This is a genomic window from Thermococcus argininiproducens, assembly GCF_023746595.1.
GTDB classification, from domain to species: Archaea; Methanobacteriota_B; Thermococci; order Thermococcales; family Thermococcaceae; genus Thermococcus_A; species Thermococcus_A argininiproducens.
Genome location: NZ_CP080572.1, coordinates 418,844 through 444,631, shown reverse-complemented (window position 1 = coordinate 444,631; position 25,788 = coordinate 418,844). Strand labels below are relative to the sequence as shown.

Here is a 25,788-nt window from a genome sequence, read left to right as displayed (position 1 = left end):
ATGAGTGAAGCTAAATTTAAAATTGCGCCTGAGGAGAAGGTTAAGAAGAGGCCCTCTTTCTTGAAACCTTGGCTTAGTCTAAAATATCTCTTCAAAAAGCCTGTAACTATAAAGATCCCCTATGAACCTACACAAATTGCTGAAAAATACCGTGGATTCCATACTCTCAACTGGAAGACGTGTATCGGTTGTAATATGTGTGGTCAGATATGTCCCGCAAGAGCTATAGAGATGACATGGATTGAGGGAGAAAAAAGAGCACATCCAAAGATAGACTATGGAAGATGTACCTTCTGTCAGTTCTGTGTTGATGTGTGTCCTACTGGAGCATTGGGCCATGTAGAGCACTATATTTTAACTACAGAGTGGAAAGAGGAAGAACTTGAGCTCTTTGACTGGGTTCCACTGCCAGAAGATATGGTGAAGAAATTCGAAGACTACAGGCATCCATTAGCCAAGATTGAATATCTTGAAGATGGGAAAGTTAGATATATCCTGAGAGATGGGAGCACTTTTGAATTTAAAATACTCAGTTATGGCCTTAAGCCACCAGCAAAGCCAAAACCATCTAAAGAAAAGAAAGAGTCTGCAGAAGAGAAAAAGGTTGATTAGTTCCCATTTCCTTTTTTCGCAAACTCTATAAGTCCTTCATCCCTTTCTATTTTGGTGGAAGCGTTGAAAGTTGAGGTGCTTAAAAATATCCTTATGGAACTGGGGGTCGAATGCGCGAGAATTATCGAAGAAAAAGTGGATCTCCAGTTTTTAGCATTAAAAAATCTCTATAAGAATCTTGGTGATGATGAACTCTTCATTAAGCTTGTTATAGCGAATTCTATTGTTAGTTATCAGCTCTCTGCTAAGGGTGAGCAGTGGTGGTTAGAATTCTCAAATTATTTCTCTCGAAATTATCCAAAGACTACCATCTTAAGGTCTTATTCTGAGTTTTTACCTAAATCTAAAACTAACAAAAGGCTAATTCCATCAAAGCTAAACCGTTTGGAAAGACTTGAACCATTTTTAATGAATCTGACATTAGAGAATTTTGAAGGTTATTACAACAACATGCTAAAATTTAGGAATGATCTTGTGAGGGTCATGAGAGCCAAGGAAGATGCTAAAACGATAGTATTTGCTGTTAAAATGTTTGGATATGCGTCTAGAATTGTTTTTAAAAACTTTGTTCCTTATCCAATAGAGATCCCTATACCCAAAGACTTTAGAATTGAAAATTACACAAAAAGGTTTACATCCGAGAATCCTGTGAAGTTTTGGGAGAGAATTTCAAAGGATGTTGGAATCCCACCTTTGCATATAGATTCTATTCTTTGGCCTGTTTTGGGGGGAGAAGAGGAAGTAAAGAAACGGCTTAAAGAGCATTGTGAAAAAGCTGAGTTAGTTTTAAGGCTCTCCTCTTTGTAAGAAATTTTTTCAGAAGATGTAGAATTTAGGAGAATAATGGAGACTTTTACATTTTTCCTTTGAAAGTCTCGTCCTTTAGGGCGGGGAGGAACTCAGCCCAGTTTGTACAACTGAATTCTACGGGATGCAAAAAAGAGTTGAACAGTTCAGAGAGCTTGGAGTTGAGCCTATTGGATTAAGTGTTGATCAAGTGTTCAGCCACCTTAAATGGATGGAATGGATAAAGGAGAACCTTGGAATGGAGATAACGTTCCCGGTTATCGCTGATGATCGCGGTAACCTTGCTGATGCTTTGGGCATGATACCCAGTGGAGCAACGAGTACAGCAAGAGCAGTTTTTGTAGTTGACAATAAAGGAATTATCCGGGCTATTGTATACTACCCGGCAGAAGTTGGCAGAGATTGGGACGAAATACTTAGACTTGTGAAGGCTCTTAAAATAAGCACTGAAAAAGGTGTTGCATTGCCTCATAAATGGCCCAACAATGAATTAATTGGAGATAGGGCTATTGTGCCACCTGCCGGAACAGTTGAACAAATCAAAAAACGCAAAGAAGCCAAAGCAAGAGGGGAAATTGAGTGCTATGATTGGTGGTTTTGCCATAAAAAGCTAGAATGACTTTTTCCAATTCTGTCTTTTTTCTTCTAAAAATCTTCTTTAATGGAGATCTTGTTATTAGCATTCCAAAAGAAAATTATATAAACCTAACTCACAAACCTTATTATGACGGAAGTCGAACTTAATGTGAGGGATTGAGATATGGTTGAGTTTAAAGAAGATGTTTCTATTGTTTTGGGTGGTGCAGCGGGGCAGGGAATTCAAACCGTAGAGGAAATCTTAACAAGAGTTTTGAAACTTTCTGGATACAATGTCTATGCGAATAAAGAATACATGTCTCGAGTGAGAGGAGGTATAAATACAACCGAAATAAGGGTTTCTTCTAAGAAAGTAAGAGCTTTTGTAAAGAGAATTGACATTCTAATTCCATTCAAGCGTGGAGTTTTGCCCTGGCTGGAAAATAGGCTCTCAGAAAATACAGTTGTTCTTGGAGAGCGAGAAAACGTTGAAGAGGAATTTATGGAGAAAATTACTTTTGTTGAAGTTCCTTTTAACAAAATGGCAAAAGACGTGGGCAGTCCTTTATATCTAAACACAATAGCCGCTGGAATAGCAGTTGGTCTCTTCCATGGGGATTTTGAGATTCTTAAAGAGTACTTAAGGAAGAGGTTTGGCTCTAAGGGTGAAGATGTAGTCTCTAAAAACATCGAAGCGGCTGAAAAGGGATATAGCCTTGGCGTAAAGTTGTGTGAAGAAAAGACCATTGGGATCAATGTGAAAAAAGATGAGAGAGTTAAGGAAGAAGTGCTCTTGAGTGGTACTGAGGCTATTGCTTTAGGGGCTATTGCTGGAGGAATGAACATTCTAACTTTTTACCCAATGAGTCCGTCAACTGGAGTTGCTGTTTTTTCCGCTCAACATGCAGAGGAGTTTGAGATAATTGTGGAGCAAGTGGAAGATGAGATTGCAGCAATAAACATGGCACTGGGTGCATGGTTTGCTGGTGCAAGAGGAATGGTTACGACTTCTGGTGGGGGATTTGCTCTAATGACTGAGGCCTTAAGTTTGGCTGGAATGGCAGAGAACCCAATAGTAATTCATCTAGCTCAAAGGCCAGGCCCGGCAACTGGTTTGCCAACAAGGACACTGCAAAGTGATTTGAACCTTGTTTTATACTCTGGACATGGGGAGTTTCCACGTATAGTTCTTGCTCCGGGGAGTATAGAAGAGGCGTTCTACCTAACAGCTACTGCGTTCAACTTGGCGGATAAGTATCAGGTTCCTGTGATAATTCTTACTGATCAATACTTCGTTGATACATACTATAACTTGCCAGAGTTTGATTTGAGTGGACTTAAGGTTGAGAAACATATAGTCGAGACAGATGAAAACTATAAGCGCTATCTCCTCACAGAAGATGGTATCTCTCCAAGGGGAATACCTGGTTATGGAAAAGGAATTATAGTAGCAAATGGAAATGAACATGATGAATGGGGAGATATTACAGAAGATGAAGAACTCTCAAGACTTATGCAGGAGAAAAGGGCCATTAAAAAGCTTAGGACAATAAGAAAAAATGCAATGATGCCAGAGCTTATTGGAAGTGAGGAGGCGAGGTACCTTGTTATTAGTTGGGGTTCAACGTATCATGTAATAAAAGAGGCTCTTGAGAATCTTGGAAGGGAAGATATAGCATTTTTACATTTTAAATGGCTTTACCCCCTACCAAGTACCGTTAAAGAGGTATTGGAAGATAAAGTGCTAATTGATATTGAGCAGAACGTTACAGCTCAGTTCGCAGAACTCCTAAAGAAAGAATTTGGAGTAAGCGTAGATCACAAGATTTTGAAGTATGATGGGAGGCCTTTCTCGGTTGAGGAGATTCTTGATGCTCTTAAGGGGGTGTTAGAATGACCTCTCCAATGCTTTTTGAACCAAACAGGCCTGGAAGTAAAGATGTAGCGTGGTGCCCTGGATGTGGGAACTTTGGAATTAGAAATATATTAAGGAAGGTTTTTGCTGAGCTTAATCTAACCCCTCAAGAAGTAGTGATCATAAGCGGAATAGGGCAAGCTGCAAAGATGCCTCACTACATAAAGGTCAATGGTTACCACACACTTCATGGGCGTTCAATACCTATAGCGACTGCTGTAAAGGCAAGTAATCCAAAGCTTACTGTGATAGCGGAAGGTGGGGACGGGGATATGTATGCCGAAGGAGGGAATCATTTCCTTCATGCAATAAGAAGAAACCCTGACATAACGGTTCTCATCCATGACAACCAAATTTATGGGCTTACCAAAGGTCAGGCTTCCCCTACAACAATGCTCGGAATGAAAACTCCAACTCAACCTTGGGGTGTCTTTGAAGAGCCATTTAACCCAATAGCATTAGCAATAGCCCTCGATGCATCATTTGTTGCGAGAACTTTCATGGGGTACTTCGAGGAAAGTGTGGGGATTATAAAGAAAGCAATTCAGCACAAAGGATTGGCTATAGTGGATATATTCCACCCCTGTGTAAGTTTCAACAAGGTAAATACTTACGAATGGTACCACAAGCATACATACTGGATGGAAGATCATGATCCGTACAATAGGGAGGAGGCTTTTAAGAGGGCAATAGAAACTGATCCTCTTCCACTTGGAATATTCTACATCCACGAAAAACCAACATTTGAAGAGCAAGTTATGGCTTATAAGAAGGATAAAACACCATTATGGCAAAGAAAACCAAAATTTGGGGAGATTAAGAAGATTTTGGGGGCAAAGAAAGGCTTTTAATTTTCTTTATTGAATTCTTGAAGTATTTGGATTTTTTGAAAGGTGAAAAACCTTTTTATATTTTTGATTTCTGAACTAAATTGGGGTGATGAAAAAATGTCAAAGGTTTGGATTGAGAAACTTTTAGAAGAGCCAGAGCTCTACCTTTTGAGAATTGATGATGACCAGATAAGGTATTTTGAGGCTACGTGGGACATCCCAGAGGGAATAACTTACAATGCCTATTTGATGAAAACAGATAATGCTGTTATACTCTTTGATGCTTGGAAAAAAGAGTATACTGAAGAATTTCTTGAAGCACTTTCTAGTATTGTTGATCCTAAGGAGATAACTCATATTGTAGTCCATCATATGGAGCCTGACCATAGTGGAGCACTACCGAAAGTACTTGAGGTCAACGGCTATAAAGCGAAAATAATTGGGACCATCTTTGCAAAAAGACTTCTAGAGGCATTTTTTGGGATAAAAGAGAATGTTCATGCAATTGAAGATGGAGAAGAGCTTAGAATAGGAAACAGGACTTTTAAATTCATAACAGTTCCATGGTTGCACTGGCCCGATACAATGATAACGTACTTGATTGAAGACAAGATAATCTTTGGCTGTGATGCTGGAGGAGGGTACTCAATACCTGAGGCAATAGATGACAGTGACGATAAAATCGTTGAGAAGTACCTCCCATATGTAACGAAGTATATTGTAACTGTCATTGGTCACTATCATAAGTACATCGTAGAAAATCTCGAGAAAATAAAGAACATGGGTATCGTGAACGATGTTAAAATGATTCTCCCTGGCCATGGTCTAATATGGCGTAAAAACCCCCAGATGATTTTTGAATACTATGCAAAAGTTGGAGCTGGAATTCCAACGAAAGGAAAAGTTTTGGTGGTCTATGATTCAATGTATGGATTTGTTGAAAAAAGTATCCAAATAGCTATTGATGAATTAAGGAAACAAGGGTTTAATCCAGTAGTTTACAAGTTTACAGACAAAGAAGCACCTGCAGTTGGTAATATCCTTGGAGAAGTTCCCGATAGTGAAGCCTTGATAATTGGGGCTTCCACTTATGAAGCAAACATACATCCCCGCATAAGGTACACTCTTTACGAGCTACTTGATAAAGCCAACTATGAAAAACCTGTGCTTATACTTGGTACTTTTGGATGGGCAGGAGTTGCAGGGAGAGAAATAGAGACACTCATTAAAAGATCAAAGTTTGATCATGTGGATACAATTGAGGTAAAAGGTCAAACCATTCCAGAAGATGAAGTAAGGATAAGGAAAGGGGTGAGAAAGCTCATCCAGAAACTTAGGAAATGACTCCTCTTTAAATTTTTATTTTCTTCTGAAAACCTAGCTCTTTAGGATGGGTAGGTCACTTGTTTTTGAAGGGAACTATTAGGATTGTTTTGGATACTCTTAAATAGAAGCTATGAAAAAATATTATTGAGGTAATGTCCATGGAAGAAGAAATTGTTAAAAAATTAGAGAAACTGCCTGAAAAGGAGATTTTGGGATATGCAATTGCATCTGAGGAGGATGCAAAACAGTTCTACTTAAAACTTGCCGAGGGAAAAGGTGAGTTGATAGGGGAATTCTTTAAAGACCTCGCAAAGGCCGAACAGGCCCATAAGACACTTCTCTTAAATCTCTATGGGAAGATCTTTGGGAATAAGGAGTATACAGTCCCAAAAAGCGTTCCGTTTGTAGAGAGTACGGTAAATATTGTAACTCTGGGAAACTTAGTGGAAGCGTTAAAAACAGCTCTTATGAACGAGAAGACTGCTGAAAGAGTTTATACTCTTTTGGGTCAAAAACTTCCCGAACATAAAGCTCTTTTTGATTTCCTAGTTGCACAAGAAAAAGCCCACTATAAAGCTATTGAAGCTCATAAGGAGTATCTTGAAGGGCTGATGAGAGGAAAGCCCGAATATGCTGAGATACCAGCGCATGTAATATTTAATCAAGTGGAGATATATTACAAACCTAGAACTCAGCCATGAGGGAATTTTATGAGGCTTTTGATTGTTGGAAATGGCCCCGGGGGAGTTGAATTAGCAAAACAGCTTTCTGACGAATACGAGGTGGCTATTATAGAGCAGGAGGATCTTCCTTACTATACTAAACCCATGTTGAGTCATTACATAGCAGGGGCTGTAAAAAAGGAGAAACTTTTTCCTTATTCATTTGAGTGGTATGAAAATAAAGGGATAGAACTAAGACTGGGGACTAAAGCAGAGGTTATAGATAGACTCCGTAAAAAATTGATAACGAGTGCAGGGGAACTTCCTTATGATCTTCTCGTAATAGCTACAGGGGCCAGCCCTAGGGAGCCAATGATAGAAGGAAAAGAGAATCTAATGCCACTCAGAACATTAAAAGATGCAGAGAAAATAAAGAAACTAGTTGAAAATGAAGGTGATGTTCTTATCGTTGGAGGGGGATTTATAGGGCTTGAACTGGCAGGCAACTTATCAAAAGCTGGATATAGGGTTAAACTTGTCCATAGAGGAAGTAATCTTCTTGGCCTTGATAATGAGCTTACAGAGCTGATAATGGAAGAGCTTGCATCTAAAGGAGTGGAGTTCTATTTAAATGCCAATGTGTTAAAAGCAGATAGAGAGGGCGTTTTTACTGAGAAGGGATATATAGAGGGAAGAGTAAAGATCTGTGCAATAGGGATAATTCCAAACAAAGAGCTTGCCCTGAAGAGCGGTATCCATGCAGGCAGGGGAATTTTAATTGATGATCGATTCAGGACTTCGGCTCGTGATGTCTATGCTATTGGGGACTGTGCAGAATATAATGGAATAATCTGTGGAACCGCTAAAGGTGCAATGGGACACGCGAGGGTTCTTGCAAATCTCATACGGGGGAAAGAAGATAGCTATGCTTTTGAGTTTCGTTCTACCGTTTTTAAGTTTGGTGACTTCCCCATAGCTATCATAGGAGAAACAAAGGGGGAGGGGCACTGGCTAGATAATAGAACAAAGGTATTTCTTAAGGAAGGAAAAGTTGTGGGGGCAGTTATCATTAAAGACGTGAAAAAGGCATTAGAACTTGAAAGGAAAATAAAGTCTAGAGTTAGCATTGACGAACTTTAATATTTCCTCTCCTCTTTATAAGTTTCGGATAGAAAACCTTTTATATTTCTCTATCGAATTAATAATGTCGTTTTGGGGTGGTAGCTATGGTAGTCGAAAGAAAAATGACCAAGAAGTTTCTTGAAGATGCATATGCAGGAGAAAGCCAAGCGCATATGAGATATCTAATTTTTGCGGACGTTGCTGAAAAGGAAGGATTCCCTAATATAGCAAAGCTCTTTAGAGCGATAGCTTTTGCTGAGCTTGTACATGCTAAAAATCATTATCAAGCACTCGGCAATATTAAGGACACTCCTAGCAACCTTCAGGTAGCAATAGATGGGGAGACTTTTGAGGTTGAAGAAATGTATCCAGTTTACAAAGCAACTGCTGAGCTTCAGGGTGAGAAAGAAGCTGTGAGGAGTACTCATTATGCTTTAGAGGCAGAAAAAATCCATGCAGAGCTTTACAGGGAAGCCAAAGAACTGGCAGAACAGAAAAAGGATCTTGAAATAAAGAAGGTCTACATATGTCCAGTATGTGGATACACGGTTATAGACGAGGCTCCTGAATATTGTCCAGTGTGCGGAGCTTCAAGAGAAAAGTTTGTAGTTTTTGAGTGATTTTTCATTTTTAACCATATTGGTTTGGAGCACAAACTTTTTAAGGTCGATCTAATAATATTAGGATGGTGGAAACATGGCAAAGTGGAAATGTATAGTATGTGGGTATATATACGATGAGGAAGCAGGAGATCCAGATAGTGGTGTTAATCCAGGAACAAAGTTTGAGGAAATCCCAGATGATTGGGTATGCCCGCTCTGTGGAGCACCAAAAGATATGTTTGAGAAGATAGAGGATTGAGGTGGTTTTTATGAAGAAACTTGGGGAAATTATTTATACTTCAGATGTGAGTGAAGGCCCAGCTGCAGGCAAAAGGGAAAGCCACGTGCCTAAGATTGAAGTTAAGAAAGAAGAGGATTACTACAAAATTAAGGTTTGGGTTGGTCCTCACCCCAATACCGTCGAACACTCCATAAGATGGATTGAAGTTTTCTTCTATGAGGAAGGAAGACAGTTCAATCCAATAAGCCTAGGAAGATTTGAGTTTGAACCTGGACTCGTTGAGCCTTTTGCCAAACTGAAAGTTAAGCTAGAGAAAAAGGGGATAATTTATGCTCTAAGCTACTGTAATATTCATGGCCTTTGGGAGAACAGAGTCCCACTTGAGTGATTTTTCTTAAACTTTTTTCAAGATATACGGAAGATTTATTTACTTTTCTGTATAAACATAATAGTCAAAGATGTGGATGATGAGAACATGGTTGACCAATATCAAATCTTCATGAGTGTTGGTGGTATTTTAGTGCTTGTGGGAATTTTTCTTACATGGAACTTATCACAGCAAATAGAAAAAGTAAGACTTGGAGGTAGGCGACTCTCTCGCTACATTCTTGTTGGGGGAATTTTAACGTCACTTGGATTTATCGCTACTATGTTTGAGATTCATGAAGCCATCATAAGTGTTGCGATTCTCTTAGGACCTGCCATGATAGCTTATTCCCTCTCCGAAAGTAAGCTTGTGAAAGCGACTTGGACAATGCTCTTACAAGTAGTGCTTATAATGGCCTCTACCATTTTTGTTGAAAAGAAGGGATTTTATGTCATTGAATTGGGTTCTTCAGTTTCTTTGATTCTACTTATTAATGCAATTGCAGGCTACATTAGAACGCCAGAAAATTACAAAACACTCGCAAAAATCTCCTCTTGGGTATTTGTGGTCTTTATCTGGCTCAATGCACTTCAATCTACTAGAACAATGGCTCCAGTAGTCTATTTATTGTCGCTCGTTATTTGGATTTATACTCTGGTGAGATTGCACTACGTAGCTAGAATCCGATTTAACAGTCTCGAGATAGAATCTCAGTATCTCCGTGAATAGTTTTCTGTTATTTAAAACCCTCATTAAATGGAAAGGTTTTAGTATTAGGGAGTTCTATTAGATAATGTCAGGTTTTTGAAATGAGGTGACGGAAATGGTAGTTGATATAGATATGGGAATCCCTCTTGAGAGGGTAAATGAATTCTCCCTTAAGGAGCTTCTGGGAATGGCTATAAAGGCCGAGATTGGGGCAAAAGAGTTTTATAGAAGCATGGCTGAGAATGTGGGTGTAGAAACCTTAAAAAAGAAGCTTGAGTTCCTTGCGGGTGAAGAGGAAAAGCATGAAGAGTTTTTAAGAAAGCTTTATGCTCAGTCTTTTCCAGGAGAGGATATTGTATTTCCGAAAGAACATGTGGGGCCTGAATTGAAACCGGTTTTGGAGAAAGTTAAAGATGTTCACGATATATTAGAGCTTATTCGTTGGGCGATGGAGGCTGAAAGAATAGCTAAAGAGTTTTACTCAAAGCTTGAAGAGATGACGGAAGACAATGCTAAAAAAGGCCTTCTTAGATATCTTGCTTCTATGGAAAATACCCACTACTTCATCCTGAAGACAGAATACGAGGTTCTTCTTGACTGGGAGATGTACTCTCAAATGATGCATGTCGGTCCATAGTCCTTTGTTTTTAGCAATTTTTATAATATTTCAACATTTTATTTATTAGGGTGGGCTAAAAGTGTTAGAGAACTCTATCGCAAGGCTTGGAGAATACCTACTCAACATATCTGGGGGTAATCTCATAGTAGTATCTTTCTATGCGGGTCTCTTTGTAGCAATAATGACTACATTGGGTTCTTTATTGGCCATATTCTCTAATAAACTGCCAGACTGGGGAATTGATGTAAGTTTATCTTTTGCTGCTGGAGTCATGATTGTAGCTAGTTTCACCAGCTTAATACTACCAGCGATTGAATTTACGAATAGTTTTACTCCAGCAGGAATTGGAATACTTTTGGGAATATTACTTATCTATGCTATAGACAGGTTTATACCTCATGAACATCTGGTTAAGGGATATGAAGGCCCAAAAGAGCTGAAGGATAAGCTTAGAGTGGTTTGGCTCATAGTTCTTGCTATTGTAATTCACAATCTTCCTGAAGGCCTTGCAGTAGGCACTTCAATAGTCTTTGATCTGAGGACTGGTATTATCACAGCTATAGCGATAGGCATTCAAGATTTTCCTGAGGGGGCTGTGGTTTCTCTTCCTCTTGCCACTCTCCAAAAGAAACGGCTCCAACCAATTCTGATGGGGAGTTTAAGTGGTATAGCGGAGATGGTCATGGTGCTTGTTGGTGCGGTCTTCTTTACAGCATTTCGTAGTCTCCTTCCTTATGGTTTGGGCTTAGCAGGAGGGGCAATGCTTTACGTAACTGTGAAAGAAATGATTCCAGAGATATACAAAAGGGAAGAAAATGAGCTCTATGTAACCCTTGGATTCTTCATTGGCTTCTATGTAATGCTCTTCTTGGATTCTATGCTAGGTTAGTTCGAACTCTATACTTTTACTTTTAATTTTTCGAAAAGTTTATTAAAATGCTCGAACAATATAGTAAAGGTGTATAAAAATGCACAAGGTAGCTGCTTTGATTGTAGGGAGCTTGGTTTTGGTTTCTTTTCTAAGTGGTTGCATAAGTGAAAAAGAAGAAGTCCCTACGATAGTTATTGGCTCTAAACCATTCAATGAACAGTACATTTTGGCCCATATGATAGCTCTCCTCTTAGAAAATAATGGCTATAAGGCTGAGGTAAAAGAGGGACTTGGTGGGACACTGGTAAATTATGAAGCATTAAAAAAAGGCCAAATTCATATTTATGTTGAGTACACTGGAACAGCGTACAATAATATCCTTAAACTTGATCCTCCAGAAAACTGGGATCCTGATTATGTATATGAGAAGAGTAAAGAGGAAATGCTCAGTCGCGATGGTATTTTAACAGTTGTAAAATTGGGTTTTAGGGACGACTACGCGATAGCTGTGAAAAAAGAGTTTGCTGAGAAAAATGGCCTTCAAAAGTTGAGTGATCTGGCCCCATACGCCCCTAAGATGGTTTTGGGTACAGATCCAGAGTTTGCTACGAGACCAGACGGGTTGCCGAGGATTAAAGAGGTATATGGTTTCACATTTGGAGATGTTAAGCAAATGGAGCCCACATTAATGTATGAAGCTATAAAGAACGACCAAGTAGATGCAATTTCCGCTTACACAACAGATGCCCGTGTTGATCTTTTTGATCTTAAGATACTTGAAGACGATAAAGGTGCTCTGCCTCCCTATGATGCGGTTATACTTGTAAAGAAAGATTTTGCTGACAAATATCCTGAAATTATTGAAATTCTTAAGAAACTTGAGGGGCTTATCGATACTAACACAATGAGATTACTAAACTACAAATACGATGTAGAGAAAAAAGATGCTAGGGAGATAGCAAAAGAATTTTTAGTCGAAAAAGGCCTTATAAGTGGTTGATTTTTCTTTTTCTTTTTGGTGGTGGATATGCTCTTTGATAAAATAGAAAATGTTAAACTCAAAAATGTCACAAAACGCTATGGGAATTTTAAAGCTGTTGATAACGTTAATCTAGATGTGATTGGAGGCGAGCTTCTTATACTAATCGGACCAAGCGGTTCAGGGAAGACAACACTTTTGAGAACCATAAATAGGCTTGTTGAGCCAGATGAGGGTGAGATCTTCATAAATGGAAAAAATGTGAAAGAATTTGATGTAGTGGAACTTAGGAGAAGTATAGGCTATGTGATTCAACAGATAGGTCTTTTTCCACATATGACGGTCAAAGAGAATATTGCCCTTCTTCCAAGGCTTGAAGGATGGAGTGAGGAAGAAATTGAAAATAGAGTGAATGAACTTTTAGATCTTGTTGCCCTCCCAAGAGAGTTTGCTAACCGTTATCCTCATCAGCTAAGTGGGGGGCAGCAACAGCGTGTTGGACTTGCTAGGGCTTTAGCTTTAAACCCGCCCTTACTTCTAATGGATGAACCATTTGGTGCTTTGGACCCCATCTTAAGGAAACAGCTTCAAGAGGAGTTTGCTAAGATAAAAGAGACTCTCGGGAGAACAATAGTGTTTGTAACACACGATATAGAAGAGGCCTTTAGACTCGGGGATAGAATTGCTATAATGAGGAAAGGTAAACTTATTCAAGTTGGATACCCCGATGAACTTGTTTTAAATCCCGCCAATGAGTTTGTGGCCAGACTTGTAAACGCTGATAAAAAATTTAAGCATCTTGATACTCTAAAAGTCAAGGATCTAATGATGCCTGTTGAATCTTATTTGGTAGAGGCTCAGGAGAAGAGTCAATTAATAAAATGGATGAAAGAAAAGGATGTTGAATTTGCTGTTCTCGTTGATAAGGGAGTGTTAAAAGGTATCGTAGAGCTTAAGACACTTTTGATCTCAGAAGATTTGGAGAAGGCAATTAAAGAGCCCATGACGTTTTCGCCAGAGGACTCACTAGCTTCTGCTCTCGCTGAGATGAAAATGAAAAACACCTTTTTAGGTATTGTAGTGAAAAGAGAGAGACCGGTAGGGATACTCCTTGCAAGTGAAGTGCTTCTAAAACTTTTGTGAGGGAAAGAAATGGACGTTCAGTGGGTGTGGGAGAGTCAAAAGCTAACTCAGAGAACGATAGAACACCTAAGAATGTTTAGTATATCTTTGTTATTGGCTATAGTCATAGGTGTTACTTTAGGTCTATTCCTTTATCGCAGACCAAAACTTGCCTCATTAACTCTGAACATACTAAATGTGGTCGAAACAATCCCAACATTGGCTCTTCTCGTGTTGTTCCTCCCTATCCTGGGTATTGGGGAAAAACCCACTATAGCAGCTTCTGTACTCTACTCTATCCTCCCTATAGCGAGAAACACTTACACTGGATTAACAACGGTTGAGAGAAGTTACTTGGAGGTTGCCGAAGCAATAGGTCTGAGTGATAGGGAAATATTGGTGAAGGTAAGGTTTCCATTGGCTTTACCTTTAATTGCAGCTGGGGTTAGGATAGCTGTTGTTTTTACGATGGGTGTAGTGACATTGGGTGGCCTGATAGCTGCTGGAGGTCTTGGGGCCCCAATTCAGACAGGAATACACCTCTATGATAAAGAGATAATAATTGTCGCGGGTTTGTGGGTAGGAATTCTTGCGTTACTCTTAGATGGTATTGCAGCTTTGATTGAAAAGTACTTAAGGAGGCGTTATCGTGGTGGGGATTGAAAGAATTTTAAGTGCTTTCAGTGAACACCTTGTTCTAACGTACGTCTCACTCTTTGTAAGTATCTCGGTTGGAATTCCTCTTGCAGTACTGGCACTTAAAAGCAAAAGACTTGCATCGATCATAATGGGATTTGCGAACTTGGTACAGGCCATTCCCAGCTTTGCCGTTGTTGCAATAGTAGTGCCACTTCTTGGCATAGGGTTCACTCCTGCAATCTTTGCAATATTTCTCAGGGCCCTGCTTCCAATAGTTAAAAACACCTATGTGGGTCTTAGTGAGGTAGATGAAGCCATGATTGATGCTGCTGAGGGTATAGGGCTAACTGAATGGGAGATAATTCGCCATGTTCGCTTTCCCCATGCCTATCCAGCAATGTTTGCAGGGATAAAATTCGCGGCAGTTTTGGCTAATTCAATAGCAATCTTAACGGCTATAATTGGTTCTGGAGGCCTTGGAAGGCTGGTTTTTGAGGGTTTGGCAAGCTTTAATACAGACAAAATTTTAGCAGGCTCTATTCCTGCTATTCTTATGGCGGTTTTTATAGATGTGAGCTTTTCTTACGTCGAAAAGAAGATAACTCCAAAAGGAATTGGGAGTGAATGATGCTCTTTTCTGAGTAACATGCGTTTGAAAACTGAAGAAAAATTAAGAGAAAAAACAAGAAATAAGTTAGAAGACTCTCTTATTTTTTCTTTTGAAAGTCTCACTATTCAAGGGGATGAGGTCACTCTTTGTGTTTTTCTATAAGTTGTTTTAGAAGCCTGTGGTGCTCTTCTTCATTTTTAACAAGGGCCTCTGCTAACCCCTTAAAGAGTGGATGGGTCATTTTTTCGGCCATTTTTTGGTATGTTTCGATCATATCTTTCTCAATCTCAAGATGCATTTCAGCAAATCTTTTAACAAGAAGGGCTTGTTCTTTACTCATCTCCATCTCCATGGGTTCTTTAACTTGTTCATATCCTTTTCTCACTTTTTCAAGCTCTTTTTGTGCTTCTAGAATAGCTTTCATTAAGTGTTTGTGGACAATTGTGTCAACAGCTATCCTACTTACAACCGCCTCAACATCTGTGTACTTTAAACCTTGCCCTCTTAATTTCGCAAGTCCTTCAGTATAGCTTTTAGCAGCTTCATTCTCAACATCAGCCGCTTTCTTTACAAGAGGTTCGACCATCGGAATCACCAGTTCATATTATTGTATTTGAAAGTTATATATTTTTCTCATTGTGGAATGAAGAAGGCTCAAAACTCGATGTAAAAACCCAATGTTGTTTGAGAAACTCTCTAAACAAGTTCGAGAATATTATCATATGCCGAGGCCCCGTCTATTAAAAAATAAATTACAAAAAGTCACTCCAAGATTACAATAGCTTCAGGGCTCTTAACTCTTAGAGCTAAAGCTTCACCGACCAAGAATGCAACGGCATCTCCTTCAGGTCCGAGCTCCTTTAACTCAACGTCTTGACCTATTACAATGTCCATAACTGCGGGGGTATTTGCAAATACTACAACTTTATCTTCCGAAATATTGGGGGTAACTAAAATACCTCCTTTGAAGACATTTTTTAGGACTTCTATTAGTATTCTACCTCCTTTTTCATGAACTCTTAGCAACTTTGCATATCTTTTTGGATTCAGGATTATTCCAAAAGGTCCAGCTGAGGCTTTTGAAGCTTCTTGGAGGGCATTCATGAGGTCATCCAAGGCTTCCTCAGTGTTCTCCCAAGACCTTAATGTTCCTCTCTTTATTCCTTCTGTAGATAGGAGTTCGTTGATAATTAGTTCTTCTTCATTTTTTACCAGAAGTTCTCCTGCTTTAACTGCTATTGCGGGGTCATAAGTGCCATCATCAAGTTCCCTTAGTCCAATATAGAACTTCTTTGTGAGCATAGGGATAGGTTTGTACTCCTGTTTTGTGACTTTTACTCCATCTTCATAACGTATTAAGTCCACTCTAAAAGATTGCATACCTATGATCTTTGTTTTTGGTAGGGAACTTACAATTATTCTGCCTTTGCTAATAACTTCGATTAAAGCCTTTTTAAGCACTTCAATATATCCACTTCGCACTTCTTTTTCCTCCGAGGGGTTTAATTCTGTTTTAATCCCCGTTAATTCTTCAACTTCTTCAAAACCCTCTTTAAGTTCACTAAGCTGTTCAGAGTCTAGATTAAGTAGAAGGGCCATAAACTCTCCTACATGAGCTTTTTCTTCTTTTGCTACATCTAAAAATACTTTCTTTATGTTTTCATCTTCTATTAATCTTGCAAATTGTTCATAGAATGTTATGGCATCTAGTTCTGCAATAGTAGCCCATCTTAGGGCCTGGGCAATTTCTTCTTTTGATAGGGATTTTTCACGAGATATCGAAATGGGGTTCAATCCCAACATATTTATCACCAATTTTATTTAGTTTTCAAACTAAATAAGTTTTTCTTCGGAGATTTATATTTTTCCTTTGAAAACCTCGCTTTTCAGAATGGGGTAGCTCGTTCTTTCCCTGAATTCAAAAAGATTCAGAGGAAAAGAGCTCATTTCAAAAACTTTGAAACATAGGGACTTTCACCAGGTCTACTCCTTCTAAAATGGCCGCTTGGTTTGCCTGTTAGGAGTTCCTCAAACCATGCTTCGTGTTCTATTTCCTCATGGAGTATTGCAAGTGCCAAGTCATACGTTCTTGGGTCTTTACCTATAGTATAGTTGCATATCTCCGTGTAAACCCCTACAGCACAGCGTTCTGCTTCAAGTAGGACTTTTAGGATATTTTCAATGGTGGGATCCTCTGGGAGATAAGCATCACGGCACCAAGCCATATCAGCAAAATCTTTTATGTCTCTTGGGAGGTCTCCTCCAAGCTCGTATATCCTAGGTACTAGTGCTTCAAAATGGTTTCTATCTTCTATGCGGGCATCTTCTACGATTTCCTTTATGGCTTCTCCCTCAAGTCCAGTGGTATGGTTTCTTAAAACTGTATAATAATAGTAGGTCGTAAATTCTGCGGCGGCAGCTTTAAGAAGCATTTCTAAAAGTTTTTCCACGTCTATTCCGGCTCTCTCTACAAGTTTTCTATTGTGTTCAGACATATTTTTTCACCAGAGGAAATTGTTTTCCTACCTAATAAAGCTTTCTATTTAGAAGTTATTTCTAAATAGGAAAATTTATAAACTTCTCTTCTTACGAGTATTCATGTGGAGAGAAAAAGCTGTGACGGCTCTTAGGAAGGCAGGGTATAAGTTAACCCCTCAGAGGCTTAAACTTATTGAGATCTTGGAAGATATTGGAAGTGAGCATCCTGCTCTAACAGAGGTGCTTAGAAGAGTCAGAAAAGAATTCCCTACAATGAGTTTTTCAACACTTTACTCCAATGTACTCACCCTTAAAAAACTTGGACTTATTGAGGTATTCTCACTAAATGGTGAAACAAGAGTGGAGCTAAATATAAATCCTCATATAAACCTGATCTTTGGTGATATGATTGTTGATCTTGATGCTCCTGAAATAATAATAATGATAGAGAATAAGGTTAAGAAAAATGTAAAATTGGTAAACGTCCTCTTGGACTAATCCACCTCAAGACTGAAGTCCTGATAATCCATCCAGATGCCAGTTTTCATAACAGAATCGTATTGAGCCTTAAGAAGTTCATAATGAGATTTTTCAACTTTTGCAAGTTCATCGAATATTTTTCTCACATTTTTATCCTTAGCTTCTTCTGCAGCTTTCTCATAAAATTCCCAAGTCCTTTTTTCCTGTTCCATTCCTATTTCCACGGCCTTGACTTCACTTAATTCTCCTTCATATTTTGGGATTAACTTTTCAAACATCTCTTTGGTAATGGAGGGAAGTTCACACTTTTCTACAAGTTTATTGATCAAATTTTTCTCAAAAATATCCCAGTGTTCAGCTTCTTCATGTGCCAAGAAGAGAAACATTTTTTTGGCCTTTTCATCACTTGCTTTTTTGGCCATCTCAATATAAAACTTTAATTCAGCTTTTTCAACCTCTAAAGCTATCGCTAAAGCTTCAAGTTCGTTCATAATACCACCCTTTCTTATTCTATCTTATCTCCTAATTAACTTTTTGACCTAACTTCTCTGTTTCATCCGTTGGATTTATTAGCCAGTTTTCTTAATTTTTACATGGTGAGAGCATGAAAATAACTAGGGTTAGAAATCCATTAGAATTTAAAGATGAGTTGATAAAGTTTGTTTTCCGCGTCTATCAAGGGACCAATGGAGCATATCCTGCCCTTGAATGGGTGGAAGATAAGCCAAGCATAGATGATTTTGAGGGTTTTAAGAGAGTATATGAGCCATTCCTTGAGTTTAGACTAGGAAAAGAGTTTGATGAACTGTATTTGGGAACTGAAGAAGAGAAAGTCATTGGTACCATAGCTCTCGTTTACAATCTTGAAGGCAAGGATGTGTGGTGGGTGCCAGAGGATATCAAAGGTGAAGAGACTGGTCTTATAGAGTTTTTCATGGTGGATCCCGCATACAAAGGTAAAGGCTACGGTTCACAGCTTCTTGAATTTGCTGTGGAACGTTTAAGAGGATTGAAAAAAGAGCCCTATATAATAACATTTCCAAATCTCGAAGCTTATAGTTACTATCTAAAGAAGGGTTTCAAAAAGGTCATGGATTACAAAGAGTTCGTAGTGCTGAAGAAGGAATAAATCCCTTTATTTTTTCTTTTGAAAGGTTGCTCTTCAGAGGAGGAACGAGAGCAGCGTCTGTTGGTAGGTCACCGGTGTCTTCGAATAAACTCTCCTATATCGGTAATATTTTTGATAAATTTTCTTTCGCTTTGGGGGTTTATTAGGCCTATCCCAAGAATTATGCCCTCTTCGTTCATAACGACTATTTTTTTACTGCCCTGCCAGACGTATTCTCTAACCCCATTCTTTGGAACATCCTTTCCTGTAGTAAAGAGAAATGCTGGTTTGGGCTTCAAAATTGCATAGTTTTTCTTTATATCCACGAAGTAAAAGAACTCAATATTGGGGTAGAATCTCTCAACGAGATTTTTATCCTTTTTAATTGTCCCAATAAATGTTCCAAAAGAATAAGGGTGCACTTTTAAGCTTTCTATTTTCCTCCAAATTTCTTTGTTTACAGCGTAAATGTCCCTGAATTTTCCTTCAACCACACCAAAGAATTCATGCTTCAGTTCCCCAAACTTCTCTGCTTCTTTTGTTATTAATTTAAGCTCTTGGGAGGATGCCCTTCTATACTGAAGCTCCATCTCTTTCACCGTCTAAGAGTTTGTTTAAACCATCTAAATCAGTTTTCTCAAACTCTTTTTGGAACTCCATGCCGAGTTCTGCTATTTTCTCTCTTGTTATAATCTCTTGCCCCTCTCCAACCCCAGGACAGTTTTTGTCGTAATAGATCCAGAGCTTTTCTCCTTTGTACTCAAACGGTTTCTCTCCTTCAATGCCGAGAGGTTGGTGAGAAACCATGAACGGATAGATCTGGCAGATTAATGGGTTGTAATCGTGGACTTTGCATTTTCCTGTTTCTGGATCGTGAAAGATGCATCCTAGATCCCATTCTCTGTATGCAAGTACGAAGCGGATTTTTCCCTCTTCTGCGGTTAAAAGAGTGAAGTCTTGAGGGTCGTGGCTATGTTTCATTATTTTCTCAATATCTGAAAGGGTTAAATAGATAAATCTACCCCGACAACAATCAAGGCAGAATTTACACTCAAAGTTTACATCCTTTGTTAATGGGCTTGGTTTGAACCGCACTTTTTAACCCTCATGAAAAGCTATCCTCGAAACTTTTAAATCTCTCGGAATAAAAGTAGAAATATGAAAGCACGTTCTGTTGTAGTAGTATTGTTAGTAGCTTTCATAGTTATGTGCATCAGTTCTTCATATACATTCGATAAGTTCCAATTCTCAAAAACAGATAATGCTAAGCTCCTTTTTGAAAGAAGTGGGGAATTTATTGGAGGTAATAGCAGTATTTCTTTAGATATAACCTTTGATGGTTGGAATGTCACAATTAAAGGAGTTCAGGAGATTGAGCTTTCTCTAAACTCTCCAGCTACAATTCCTTTTCTCTTTGAGAACTCATCCATTTTGAACATTAACCTTGAGAAAATTGAAGTATACGGTGCAAGAGCTGATGTAACGGCTTTTTATGATGACAAATACGGCCTTCTTCTGCTTAATATAACGCCTATTGAGAATGTCCAGCGAATTAAAATTTTCTATACCTCAAAATATCAGCCTCTTTTTGATATTAATATGAGAGATATAATAGAGTGGCATATGAAATCAACCAAGGAGCACTTCTACCTTCCACCTGAGGCTTATATGCTGCTTTCGAATCTGAAGGGAGATTTCATAATTAAAATTTCTTCTTATCCTTCTAATTACGCTCTTGCTGGTATTCTAAAACTCCCAAACAATAAATACAAGCCGTTCCTCCCAGAGGAAAACACTTTCCATACAGATGGCGGGAGGTTTTATGTTCTTTTGGGAAAGTGGAAGGTTTATGAGAAAACAACAAAAATAGGTGAGAAAAGCGTGAAAATTACAGCGCTCACTGATGAGTCAGATCCAACAGATGAGCTTGCAAAAATCCTAAAAATTTATTCCTCCTATTTAACTCCGTATCCATATGACGAGTTCATTTACATCAGGATCAAAGGGCATAGAAGCGAAATTGAAGGATTTGGGCTCTATGGAGGGGCGGTAGGGACACAATTTGAGAACGTTATCCCTCATGAAGTCGCCCATAACTGGTTTGGAATGTATGCGGAGCTTGGACTTTTGGATGAATCTCTCGCAACATATACTTCCTCCTTTTATAACATGACACCTGTGCAGCTGGACTACTGGGAAGGAATATGCCTCAGCTCAAGGGATAGGACTCCAGTAGTAGAGATTAACGCAGTTACAAGAAGACACCAAACCAATCTCTATCACAGGGGTGGTTTTATCTTCCGCTCTCTTCAGTTTGTTGTAGGAAATGAAACATTCTTTCAAGGGCTTAGAGAGCTCCTTGCAATTTGCCACGTTAAGGAGTGCAACAATACTGAAGAAACACTAAATCTGATCAAGGAGATCTACGAAAATCTGACTAAGCAGAATTTGGAGTGGTTCTTCAGGGAGTGGTTTTATACAGCAGATTATCCAAACTTTACTGTCTCCAGCTTAAAAGTAGCCCAAAATGACAGCTACTACACTCTAATGCTCAACATAACTGATAAGAATGGTTTTGCAATGCCTCTCGAAGTGGAGGTCGTAACTCTAAGCGAAAACATCACGAAGAGAATCTTTGTTAATGGTTCTGTCATCTTAAGGCTTGAGTTAAAAGAACAGCCATTCAAGATAATTCTTGATCCAAACGATTGGATTGCCAATATTAACGGATCTTCTTACAGGGTTAACTGGGAAAAGTTTACATTTGAAAAAATTGAGAAAAAAGAAAGGGAAATTAATGGAGTTAAAATAATTGTGAACTAACTCATGTGTTTAAGTGTCCATCGAACTCTCTGCTCTTGGCAAAGTTGGCGTATCCTTTCTTGTCAAGCCTCTTACTCACGTACGGTCCATCTTTACGGTAGCCGAACTTTCTGTAGTATCCTCTAACGCCAACGCCGCTTATAATAAGCATTTTCTTTCTATCAAATTCTTCAAAGGCTATTCTCTCAGCCTCGGCTAAAAGTTCCTTTCCATACCCTCTGTGCTGCCATTCATATTTTGGTTTTCCTCCTATTGGCACAAGCGGTCCATAAACATGGAGTTCTCTAACTATTGCAGATGGGCAGCAGTTAATCTCCTTTCTATGGGCCTTTTCACTTGGAATTCTAAGTCTTATAAAACCAATTAATATGTCGTTCTTCACATCTTCAAAGCTTAGGAATATTTCGTGCCCTTCACTTGCCTCATAATCCTCTCTCAAAAGTTTGATGTGTTCTACTTCAGGTTCCACCCCGAACTTCTGCATTTGATGCCCTACCTCTCTAAAGCGAATCTCTCTGGGTCTTATTCCTCTTTTAACGAGTTCATTGAATACAAGCTGACCCAAATTGGAATGTTTTACCCCGGCTTCCACAAGTTGTACAGGTATATCCCTCTGAATTCTCATAATTCTAACCCACTTTGGAAGAAGTTTATAAACTTCAACCAGGAGTTCTACGGCTTCTTCAGTTGTATAGGGCCTGTACTTGCCCTCTTTATACCATTTATAGAGGAGAGTATCTCTTGTAACCAGAGTAGGATAAATCTTGAGCATATCTGGCCTAAACCGATCGTCTTCAAATATAATCTTAAATGACTCCAGGTCTCTTTCAAAATTACTTCCCGGCAGGCCAGGCATCATATGGTAGTTGATTTTAAGGCCAGCGTCTTTGAGCAGCTGAGTTGCTCTAATTGTGTCCTCAACGGTGTGGCCTCTCTTAACTCTCTCATAGATGAAGTTAAAAACAGTCTGAACTCCAAGTTCAACTCTTGTGGTGCCGAGTTTAAGCATCCTATCGATTTGCTTTTCCATGGCCCAATCCGGTCTCGTCTCAATGGTTAATCCTACCATTCTAACCTTTGCCCTTTCATTTTTCCTCTGCTCTTCTTCGAGGTAGTAATAACGTTTTTTATGTGTTTTCTTCCATGCTGCCCTAAAAAGTGGATCCTCGTCAATGTCTCCAAAAAGCACGGCCTTCCTTATCTTTTCCTCGAGATTTTCAATGTCTTTGAAATGTGGAAAGTCATTCATAGCCTTAAAGGCCTCTTTGATAAACCATTCTTGGTAATCCAAATCTACTGCTGGGAAGGTTCCTCCCTGAATTATGACTTCTACTTTGTCAATATCATGGCCTATATCATAAAGCTGCTTAAGACGATTTATCATTATAAGATATGGATGGTAAACATTTTGAAGGGCTCTAAGAGCGGATGGCTCTTTTCCAGTATAACTTTGGGGGGAGCCTTCACTTGGTCCTCCTGGACAATAAATGCATCTACCATGGGGGCAGGGAAAGGGTTTAGTCATCATAGCTACAACGGCCACACCACTTATTGTACGGGTTGGTTTCTTTTTGAGGAAGTCCTTGAACTTCTCCCTATCCGCTTTATTCATTACTCTGAGAATGTCTGAATTAGTGGGAATCTTACTTAAGTGGTATTTTCTCGCGATTTTAACCTTAAATCTGTTGAGTTCTCTTCTATCTCTAATCTCACCACTTATTATTGCCTTTGCAATATCCTCACATGCTTTTTGATATTTTTTCTCCATACTTCTCACCTTACAGTTCATTTAGGAAAAAAGTAGGAAGCTTAAAAGTTTTTGCACAATGAAATAAATGAGAAGAAAAAAGGTCTCAAAAGAGCAGTCCTACAAGATACGGTGCAGCAACCAGCACCATAAAGAGTATTCCAATTGAGACACCGTTTCTAACAAATGTCGCTGAGATGAGACCCACTAATATTGAACCAAAGATTCCTGCAATTCCTGCATCATTGTATGCTAACACCAGTACTATTGCCAGGAATGTGGCATATAATGCTTCTGCGGGCACTTTTTTGAAGACAAACCGGGTTAATTGCTTTGAGTACTTGATCAATATGAAGTATGCAAGGAATGCTGCAAATACTGTCGCGTAGATTGTTACGAGCATTATGGTTGAAGTTGAATACCTCTGCAATAGGACATCTCTTGGTGTAGATCCTCCAAATGCTGCGAGTTCAGCAAAGAATGGATGTGCTGGACCAGCAGACATTGGACCAGTGGGCACTCCCAGTGCTATAAGTGGTATGAGGGTTCCCCCAATGTAAGTGGCGTTCTTTATAGCGTCTCTCACTGCGTATGCCATGAGAGATCCCTTGAGCTCATCTTTTTGACTTTCCTTTGTGAGATCTCCAAAGAGAACTGTTAATCCAACGGGGCTCATGAAAGTTGCTAGGATGCCACTTAATCCAGCTAAGACTGAAGAAAGAGTAACTTCGGCCTTTGTGAGATGGTGGAGTGGATTTAGTGAGATCTTTCCAGTCCTTACGAGTTTAATCCGTGCGTAATCCTCCCGCTTTAGACGGTGATTATCTTTTTGTGAAGACTCCTTCCGAGAGGGAGGGGGTGCAAGCACTCTAAAAGCAAACACCGAAAGACTTAAATACTTTTTACTCTGCTGCATAGTAATGAGTGATGTCAATGTACTTAACGCAAAAGAATCACTTGCGAGTGGACAAGAAAACGTACAAACACCTTCGTACTCTAACCCACCTATCCAAGGATCTCTACAACCTCACCCTCTACGTGACTAGACAACACTACGAGTTAAACGGTTCATTCCTACCATTCGTTAAAGCCTACCACTTGCTCAAAAACAGCATCCCATACAAATTATTGCCAAGTCAAGTTGCCCAACAAACCATGAAAATTGTGGAAAGAAACTACCGCTCATTCTTTAAACTCCTCAAAGAAAGGCAAAAAGGAACTACAATAGGCCAATTCACCCGCCAAGGTTTTTGCCCAAGGATGGACACTTTGTGTTAATTTTCCCCTACCAGTCCTTCAAGGTGGAAGAGGATAGAGTGATCCTCACTCTCGGGCGAAACTTTGCGAAAAAGTTTGGCGTAATGTACTTGGAAATTCCCCTCCCAAAGAATGTTAAGGGCCATAGAATAAAGGAAGTCCGTATAATTCCACGATACAATGCTCTCTGGTTTGAGGTGGAGTACGTTTACGAGATTCAGCCTGAAAAGAAGGAATTGGACTATTCAAAGTACTTGGCCATCGACTTGGGTGTTGATAACTTCGCCACTTGTGTTTCCTCCACCGGGACGGCCTTCATCATTGAAGGCCGGTGGTTAAAAAGCTTCAACCGGTGGTGGAACAAGAAAAAAGCCAAACTCCAGAGTCAGTACGATAAGCAAGGAGTAAAGTTTGGCAAAAGGATGGCTCGGCTTTTGAGGAAGAGGAAAAACGTGATGAATAACTTCATGAATCAAGCCGTGAATTACATAATAAAATACTGCTTGGGGAATAAAATTGGGAATGTAGTTATTGGAGAGTTGGAGGAGGCGAAACAGAGGGCCTCCTTGGGGAAAGTGAATAATCAGAACTTCCAATTCATTCCTTACGGCCTCTTCAAGCGAAAATTAAAGGCAAAGTGCGAGCGTTACGGGATTAACTTCATTGAAGTTGATGAAGCTTACACGAGTAAGGTTGATGCCTTGGCTTTAGAGCCTTTGGAAAAGAAGGAAAAGTATTGGGGGAAGAGGGTGAAGAGAGGCCTCTTTCAGTCTTCCACTGGAGTTTTAATTAATGCTGATGTGAATGGTGCTTTGAACATTTTGCGGAAAGTAGTCGGCGATTCGCCCGTCAGGGCGATAGCTGGTAGTGGCCGCGTGAACCGGCCCGTGAGAGTGAGGCTACCGGCAACGGGACGCCGAATGAACTCTCACAAAACCCCGTCCGCAAGGGCGGGGTAGTTCACGTATAGCAGAACTGAGAATGTTGTTAGAAAGGTAGCTTGGATTAAAAGGGTTGCAATCTCCATTTTATTCCTCCTCCACAACCCGTTTTGGTTCAATGGTTGCTGTTGATATTATAAAACCTAAAAATGCCCCAAGAGCACTCAAAGTAACCCTCAAGGCGTTTAACAAGTCCTCCCTTCCAAGCATTTTGACTATCTGGGGGGCACTGAAGTACATTAGAAATGCCAACATGCTTGTAATTAAAAATGCTTTTAGAAAGTCGTGTTCTGCTATAACTTCTCCGAAAATTTCGTATAGGTTTTGTCCCACTTTGTCCATAGTG

The 25,788-nt window shown here is 39.4% G+C and carries 31 protein-coding genes and 1 pseudogene; 23 read left to right on the top strand and 9 right to left on the bottom strand.

The features are described 5' to 3' along the window. From nuoI to K1720_RS02220, 18 genes and pseudogenes are all read left to right on the top strand, one after another. Complete coding sequence (nuoI, locus tag K1720_RS02305) at positions 1–612, top strand: NADH-quinone oxidoreductase subunit NuoI (RefSeq protein ID WP_251949608.1); 612 nt, start codon at positions 1–3, stop codon at positions 610–612. A gap of 51 nt (positions 613–663) precedes the next feature. After that, on the top strand, positions 664–1,419 hold the full coding sequence (locus K1720_RS02300) for an N-glycosylase/DNA lyase (protein WP_256468524.1): 756 nt from the start codon (positions 664–666) through the stop codon (positions 1,417–1,419). Positions 1,420–1,507: 88 nt separating this feature from the next. After that, a pseudogene (locus K1720_RS02295) lies at positions 1,508–2,038 on the top strand (peroxiredoxin); the annotation flags it as partial. Positions 2,039–2,179: 141 nt separating this feature from the next. Next, a complete protein-coding gene (locus tag K1720_RS02290; RefSeq protein ID WP_251949607.1) occupies positions 2,180–3,892 on the top strand; it encodes a 2-oxoacid:acceptor oxidoreductase subunit alpha in 1,713 nt (570 codons plus the stop codon). Next, positions 3,889–4,761, top strand: coding sequence for a thiamine pyrophosphate-dependent enzyme (locus K1720_RS02285; RefSeq protein ID WP_251949606.1), 873 nt, complete (start codon positions 3,889–3,891; stop codon positions 4,759–4,761). The genes K1720_RS02290 and K1720_RS02285 overlap by 4 nt, the downstream gene beginning before the upstream one ends. A gap of 96 nt (positions 4,762–4,857) precedes the next feature. Further along, positions 4,858–6,084: an FprA family A-type flavoprotein gene (locus K1720_RS02280; RefSeq protein ID WP_251949605.1), complete on the top strand. Its 1,227-nt coding sequence runs from the start codon at positions 4,858–4,860 to the stop codon at positions 6,082–6,084. A 140-nt stretch (positions 6,085–6,224) separates the two neighbouring features. Beyond that, complete coding sequence (locus K1720_RS02275) at positions 6,225–6,767, top strand: ferritin-like domain-containing protein (RefSeq protein WP_251949604.1); 543 nt, start codon at positions 6,225–6,227, stop codon at positions 6,765–6,767. Between the two features lie 9 nt (positions 6,768–6,776). Then, positions 6,777–7,868, top strand: coding sequence for an NAD(P)/FAD-dependent oxidoreductase (locus K1720_RS02270; protein WP_251949603.1), 1,092 nt, complete (start codon positions 6,777–6,779; stop codon positions 7,866–7,868). 86 nt (positions 7,869–7,954) lie between these two features. Further along, a complete protein-coding gene (locus K1720_RS02265; protein ID WP_251949602.1) occupies positions 7,955–8,470 on the top strand; it encodes a rubrerythrin family protein in 516 nt (171 codons plus the stop codon). Positions 8,471–8,546: 76 nt separating this feature from the next. Then, on the top strand, positions 8,547–8,711 hold the full coding sequence (gene rd, locus K1720_RS02260; RefSeq protein ID WP_167888546.1) for a rubredoxin: 165 nt from the start codon (positions 8,547–8,549) through the stop codon (positions 8,709–8,711). Between the two features lie 10 nt (positions 8,712–8,721). Next, positions 8,722–9,081, top strand: a complete 360-nt coding sequence (locus K1720_RS02255) for a class II SORL domain-containing protein (protein ID WP_251949601.1) — start codon at positions 8,722–8,724, stop codon at positions 9,079–9,081. 87 nt (positions 9,082–9,168) lie between these two features. After that, positions 9,169–9,789 (top strand): hypothetical protein, encoded by a 621-nt coding sequence (locus tag K1720_RS02250; RefSeq protein ID WP_251949600.1) that lies wholly within the window; start codon positions 9,169–9,171, stop codon positions 9,787–9,789. Positions 9,790–9,883: 94 nt separating this feature from the next. Further along, a complete protein-coding gene (locus K1720_RS02245) occupies positions 9,884–10,405 on the top strand; it encodes a ferritin-like domain-containing protein (RefSeq protein ID WP_251949599.1) in 522 nt (173 codons plus the stop codon). A 61-nt stretch (positions 10,406–10,466) separates the two neighbouring features. Then, complete coding sequence (locus tag K1720_RS02240; protein WP_251949598.1) at positions 10,467–11,276, top strand: ZIP family metal transporter; 810 nt, start codon at positions 10,467–10,469, stop codon at positions 11,274–11,276. A gap of 79 nt (positions 11,277–11,355) precedes the next feature. Next, complete coding sequence (locus K1720_RS02235; RefSeq protein ID WP_251949597.1) at positions 11,356–12,258, top strand: glycine betaine ABC transporter substrate-binding protein; 903 nt, start codon at positions 11,356–11,358, stop codon at positions 12,256–12,258. A gap of 27 nt (positions 12,259–12,285) precedes the next feature. After that, positions 12,286–13,380 carry an ABC transporter ATP-binding protein gene (locus K1720_RS02230; RefSeq protein WP_251949596.1) on the top strand — a complete coding sequence of 365 codons (1,095 nt, stop codon included), beginning with the start codon at positions 12,286–12,288 and terminating at the stop codon, positions 13,378–13,380. Between the two features lie 9 nt (positions 13,381–13,389). After that, entirely contained in the window at positions 13,390–14,022 is a 633-nt protein-coding gene (locus K1720_RS02225; protein ID WP_251949595.1) for an ABC transporter permease, read from the top strand. Then, positions 14,009–14,626: an ABC transporter permease gene (locus K1720_RS02220; protein WP_251949594.1), complete on the top strand. Its 618-nt coding sequence runs from the start codon at positions 14,009–14,011 to the stop codon at positions 14,624–14,626. The genes K1720_RS02225 and K1720_RS02220 overlap by 14 nt, the downstream gene beginning before the upstream one ends. Positions 14,627–14,747: 121 nt before the next feature. Here K1720_RS02220 and K1720_RS02215 read toward each other — a convergent pair whose 3' ends face one another. The 3 genes from K1720_RS02215 to dps all read right to left on the bottom strand — a co-directional run bounded on the left by K1720_RS02215 (position 14,748) and on the right by dps (position 17,103). Next, complete coding sequence (locus tag K1720_RS02215; RefSeq protein WP_251949593.1) at positions 14,748–15,194, bottom strand: ferritin family protein; 447 nt, start codon at positions 15,192–15,194, stop codon at positions 14,748–14,750. Positions 15,195–15,370: 176 nt separating this feature from the next. Continuing rightward, positions 15,371–16,411 carry an encapsulin gene (locus tag K1720_RS02210; RefSeq protein WP_251950454.1) on the bottom strand — a complete coding sequence of 347 codons (1,041 nt, stop codon included), beginning with the start codon at positions 16,409–16,411 and terminating at the stop codon, positions 15,371–15,373. A gap of 140 nt (positions 16,412–16,551) precedes the next feature. After that, positions 16,552–17,103 (bottom strand): DNA protection during starvation protein, encoded by a 552-nt coding sequence (gene dps / locus K1720_RS02205; protein ID WP_251949592.1) that lies wholly within the window; start codon positions 17,101–17,103, stop codon positions 16,552–16,554. Between the two features lie 103 nt (positions 17,104–17,206). On the opposite strand from dps, the gene K1720_RS02200 reads away from it, so the two are divergent. Beyond that, the gene (locus tag K1720_RS02200) at positions 17,207–17,584 is read left to right on the top strand and encodes a Fur family transcriptional regulator (RefSeq protein ID WP_251949591.1); all 378 of its coding nucleotides are present in this window, start codon (positions 17,207–17,209) and stop codon (positions 17,582–17,584) included. On the opposite strand, the gene K1720_RS02195 is transcribed toward K1720_RS02200, so the two are convergent. Beyond that, complete coding sequence (locus K1720_RS02195) at positions 17,581–18,057, bottom strand: ferritin-like domain-containing protein (protein ID WP_251949590.1); 477 nt, start codon at positions 18,055–18,057, stop codon at positions 17,581–17,583. The two genes, K1720_RS02200 and K1720_RS02195, sit on opposite strands and share 4 nt — an antisense overlap. 113 nt (positions 18,058–18,170) lie before the next feature. Between K1720_RS02195 and K1720_RS02190 the strand changes: the two genes are divergently transcribed. Then, positions 18,171–18,695 (top strand): GNAT family N-acetyltransferase, encoded by a 525-nt coding sequence (locus K1720_RS02190; protein ID WP_251949589.1) that lies wholly within the window; start codon positions 18,171–18,173, stop codon positions 18,693–18,695. Between the two features lie 68 nt (positions 18,696–18,763). Here K1720_RS02190 and K1720_RS02185 read toward each other — a convergent pair whose 3' ends face one another. Beyond that, entirely contained in the window at positions 18,764–19,264 is a 501-nt protein-coding gene (locus K1720_RS02185) for a PUA domain-containing protein (protein WP_251950453.1), read from the bottom strand. After that, positions 19,248–19,769 carry a YkgJ family cysteine cluster protein gene (locus tag K1720_RS02180; protein WP_251949588.1) on the bottom strand — a complete coding sequence of 174 codons (522 nt, stop codon included), beginning with the start codon at positions 19,767–19,769 and terminating at the stop codon, positions 19,248–19,250. Before K1720_RS02180 ends, K1720_RS02185 begins: the two co-directional genes overlap by 17 nt. 63 nt (positions 19,770–19,832) lie before the next feature. Between K1720_RS02180 and K1720_RS02175 the strand changes: the two genes are divergently transcribed. Further along, entirely contained in the window at positions 19,833–21,497 is a 1,665-nt protein-coding gene (locus tag K1720_RS02175; protein WP_251949587.1) for a M1 family aminopeptidase, read from the top strand. A gap of 1 nt (position 21,498) precedes the next feature. On the opposite strand, the gene K1720_RS02170 is transcribed toward K1720_RS02175, so the two are convergent. Both K1720_RS02170 and K1720_RS02165 read right to left on the bottom strand, forming a co-directional pair. After that, complete coding sequence (locus tag K1720_RS02170) at positions 21,499–23,265, bottom strand: tRNA uridine(34) 5-carboxymethylaminomethyl modification radical SAM/GNAT enzyme Elp3 (RefSeq protein WP_251949586.1); 1,767 nt, start codon at positions 23,263–23,265, stop codon at positions 21,499–21,501. 85 nt (positions 23,266–23,350) lie between these two features. Continuing rightward, positions 23,351–24,112, bottom strand: coding sequence for a tripartite tricarboxylate transporter permease (locus K1720_RS02165; protein ID WP_341480971.1), 762 nt, complete (start codon positions 24,110–24,112; stop codon positions 23,351–23,353). A 59-nt stretch (positions 24,113–24,171) separates the two neighbouring features. Here K1720_RS02165 and K1720_RS02160 point away from each other — a divergent pair, with 59 nt between their 5' ends. Both K1720_RS02160 and K1720_RS02155 read left to right on the top strand, forming a co-directional pair. Further along, the gene (locus tag K1720_RS02160) at positions 24,172–24,522 is read left to right on the top strand and encodes a hypothetical protein (protein WP_251949584.1); all 351 of its coding nucleotides are present in this window, start codon (positions 24,172–24,174) and stop codon (positions 24,520–24,522) included. Beyond that, complete coding sequence (locus K1720_RS02155) at positions 24,516–25,460, top strand: RNA-guided endonuclease InsQ/TnpB family protein (protein ID WP_251949583.1); 945 nt, start codon at positions 24,516–24,518, stop codon at positions 25,458–25,460. Before K1720_RS02160 ends, K1720_RS02155 begins: the two co-directional genes overlap by 7 nt. A 69-nt stretch (positions 25,461–25,529) precedes the next feature. Here K1720_RS02155 and K1720_RS02150 read toward each other — a convergent pair whose 3' ends face one another. Next, the gene (locus K1720_RS02150; RefSeq protein ID WP_251949582.1) at positions 25,530–25,784 is read right to left on the bottom strand and encodes a hypothetical protein; all 255 of its coding nucleotides are present in this window, start codon (positions 25,782–25,784) and stop codon (positions 25,530–25,532) included. Positions 25,785–25,788 lie beyond the last annotated feature (4 nt).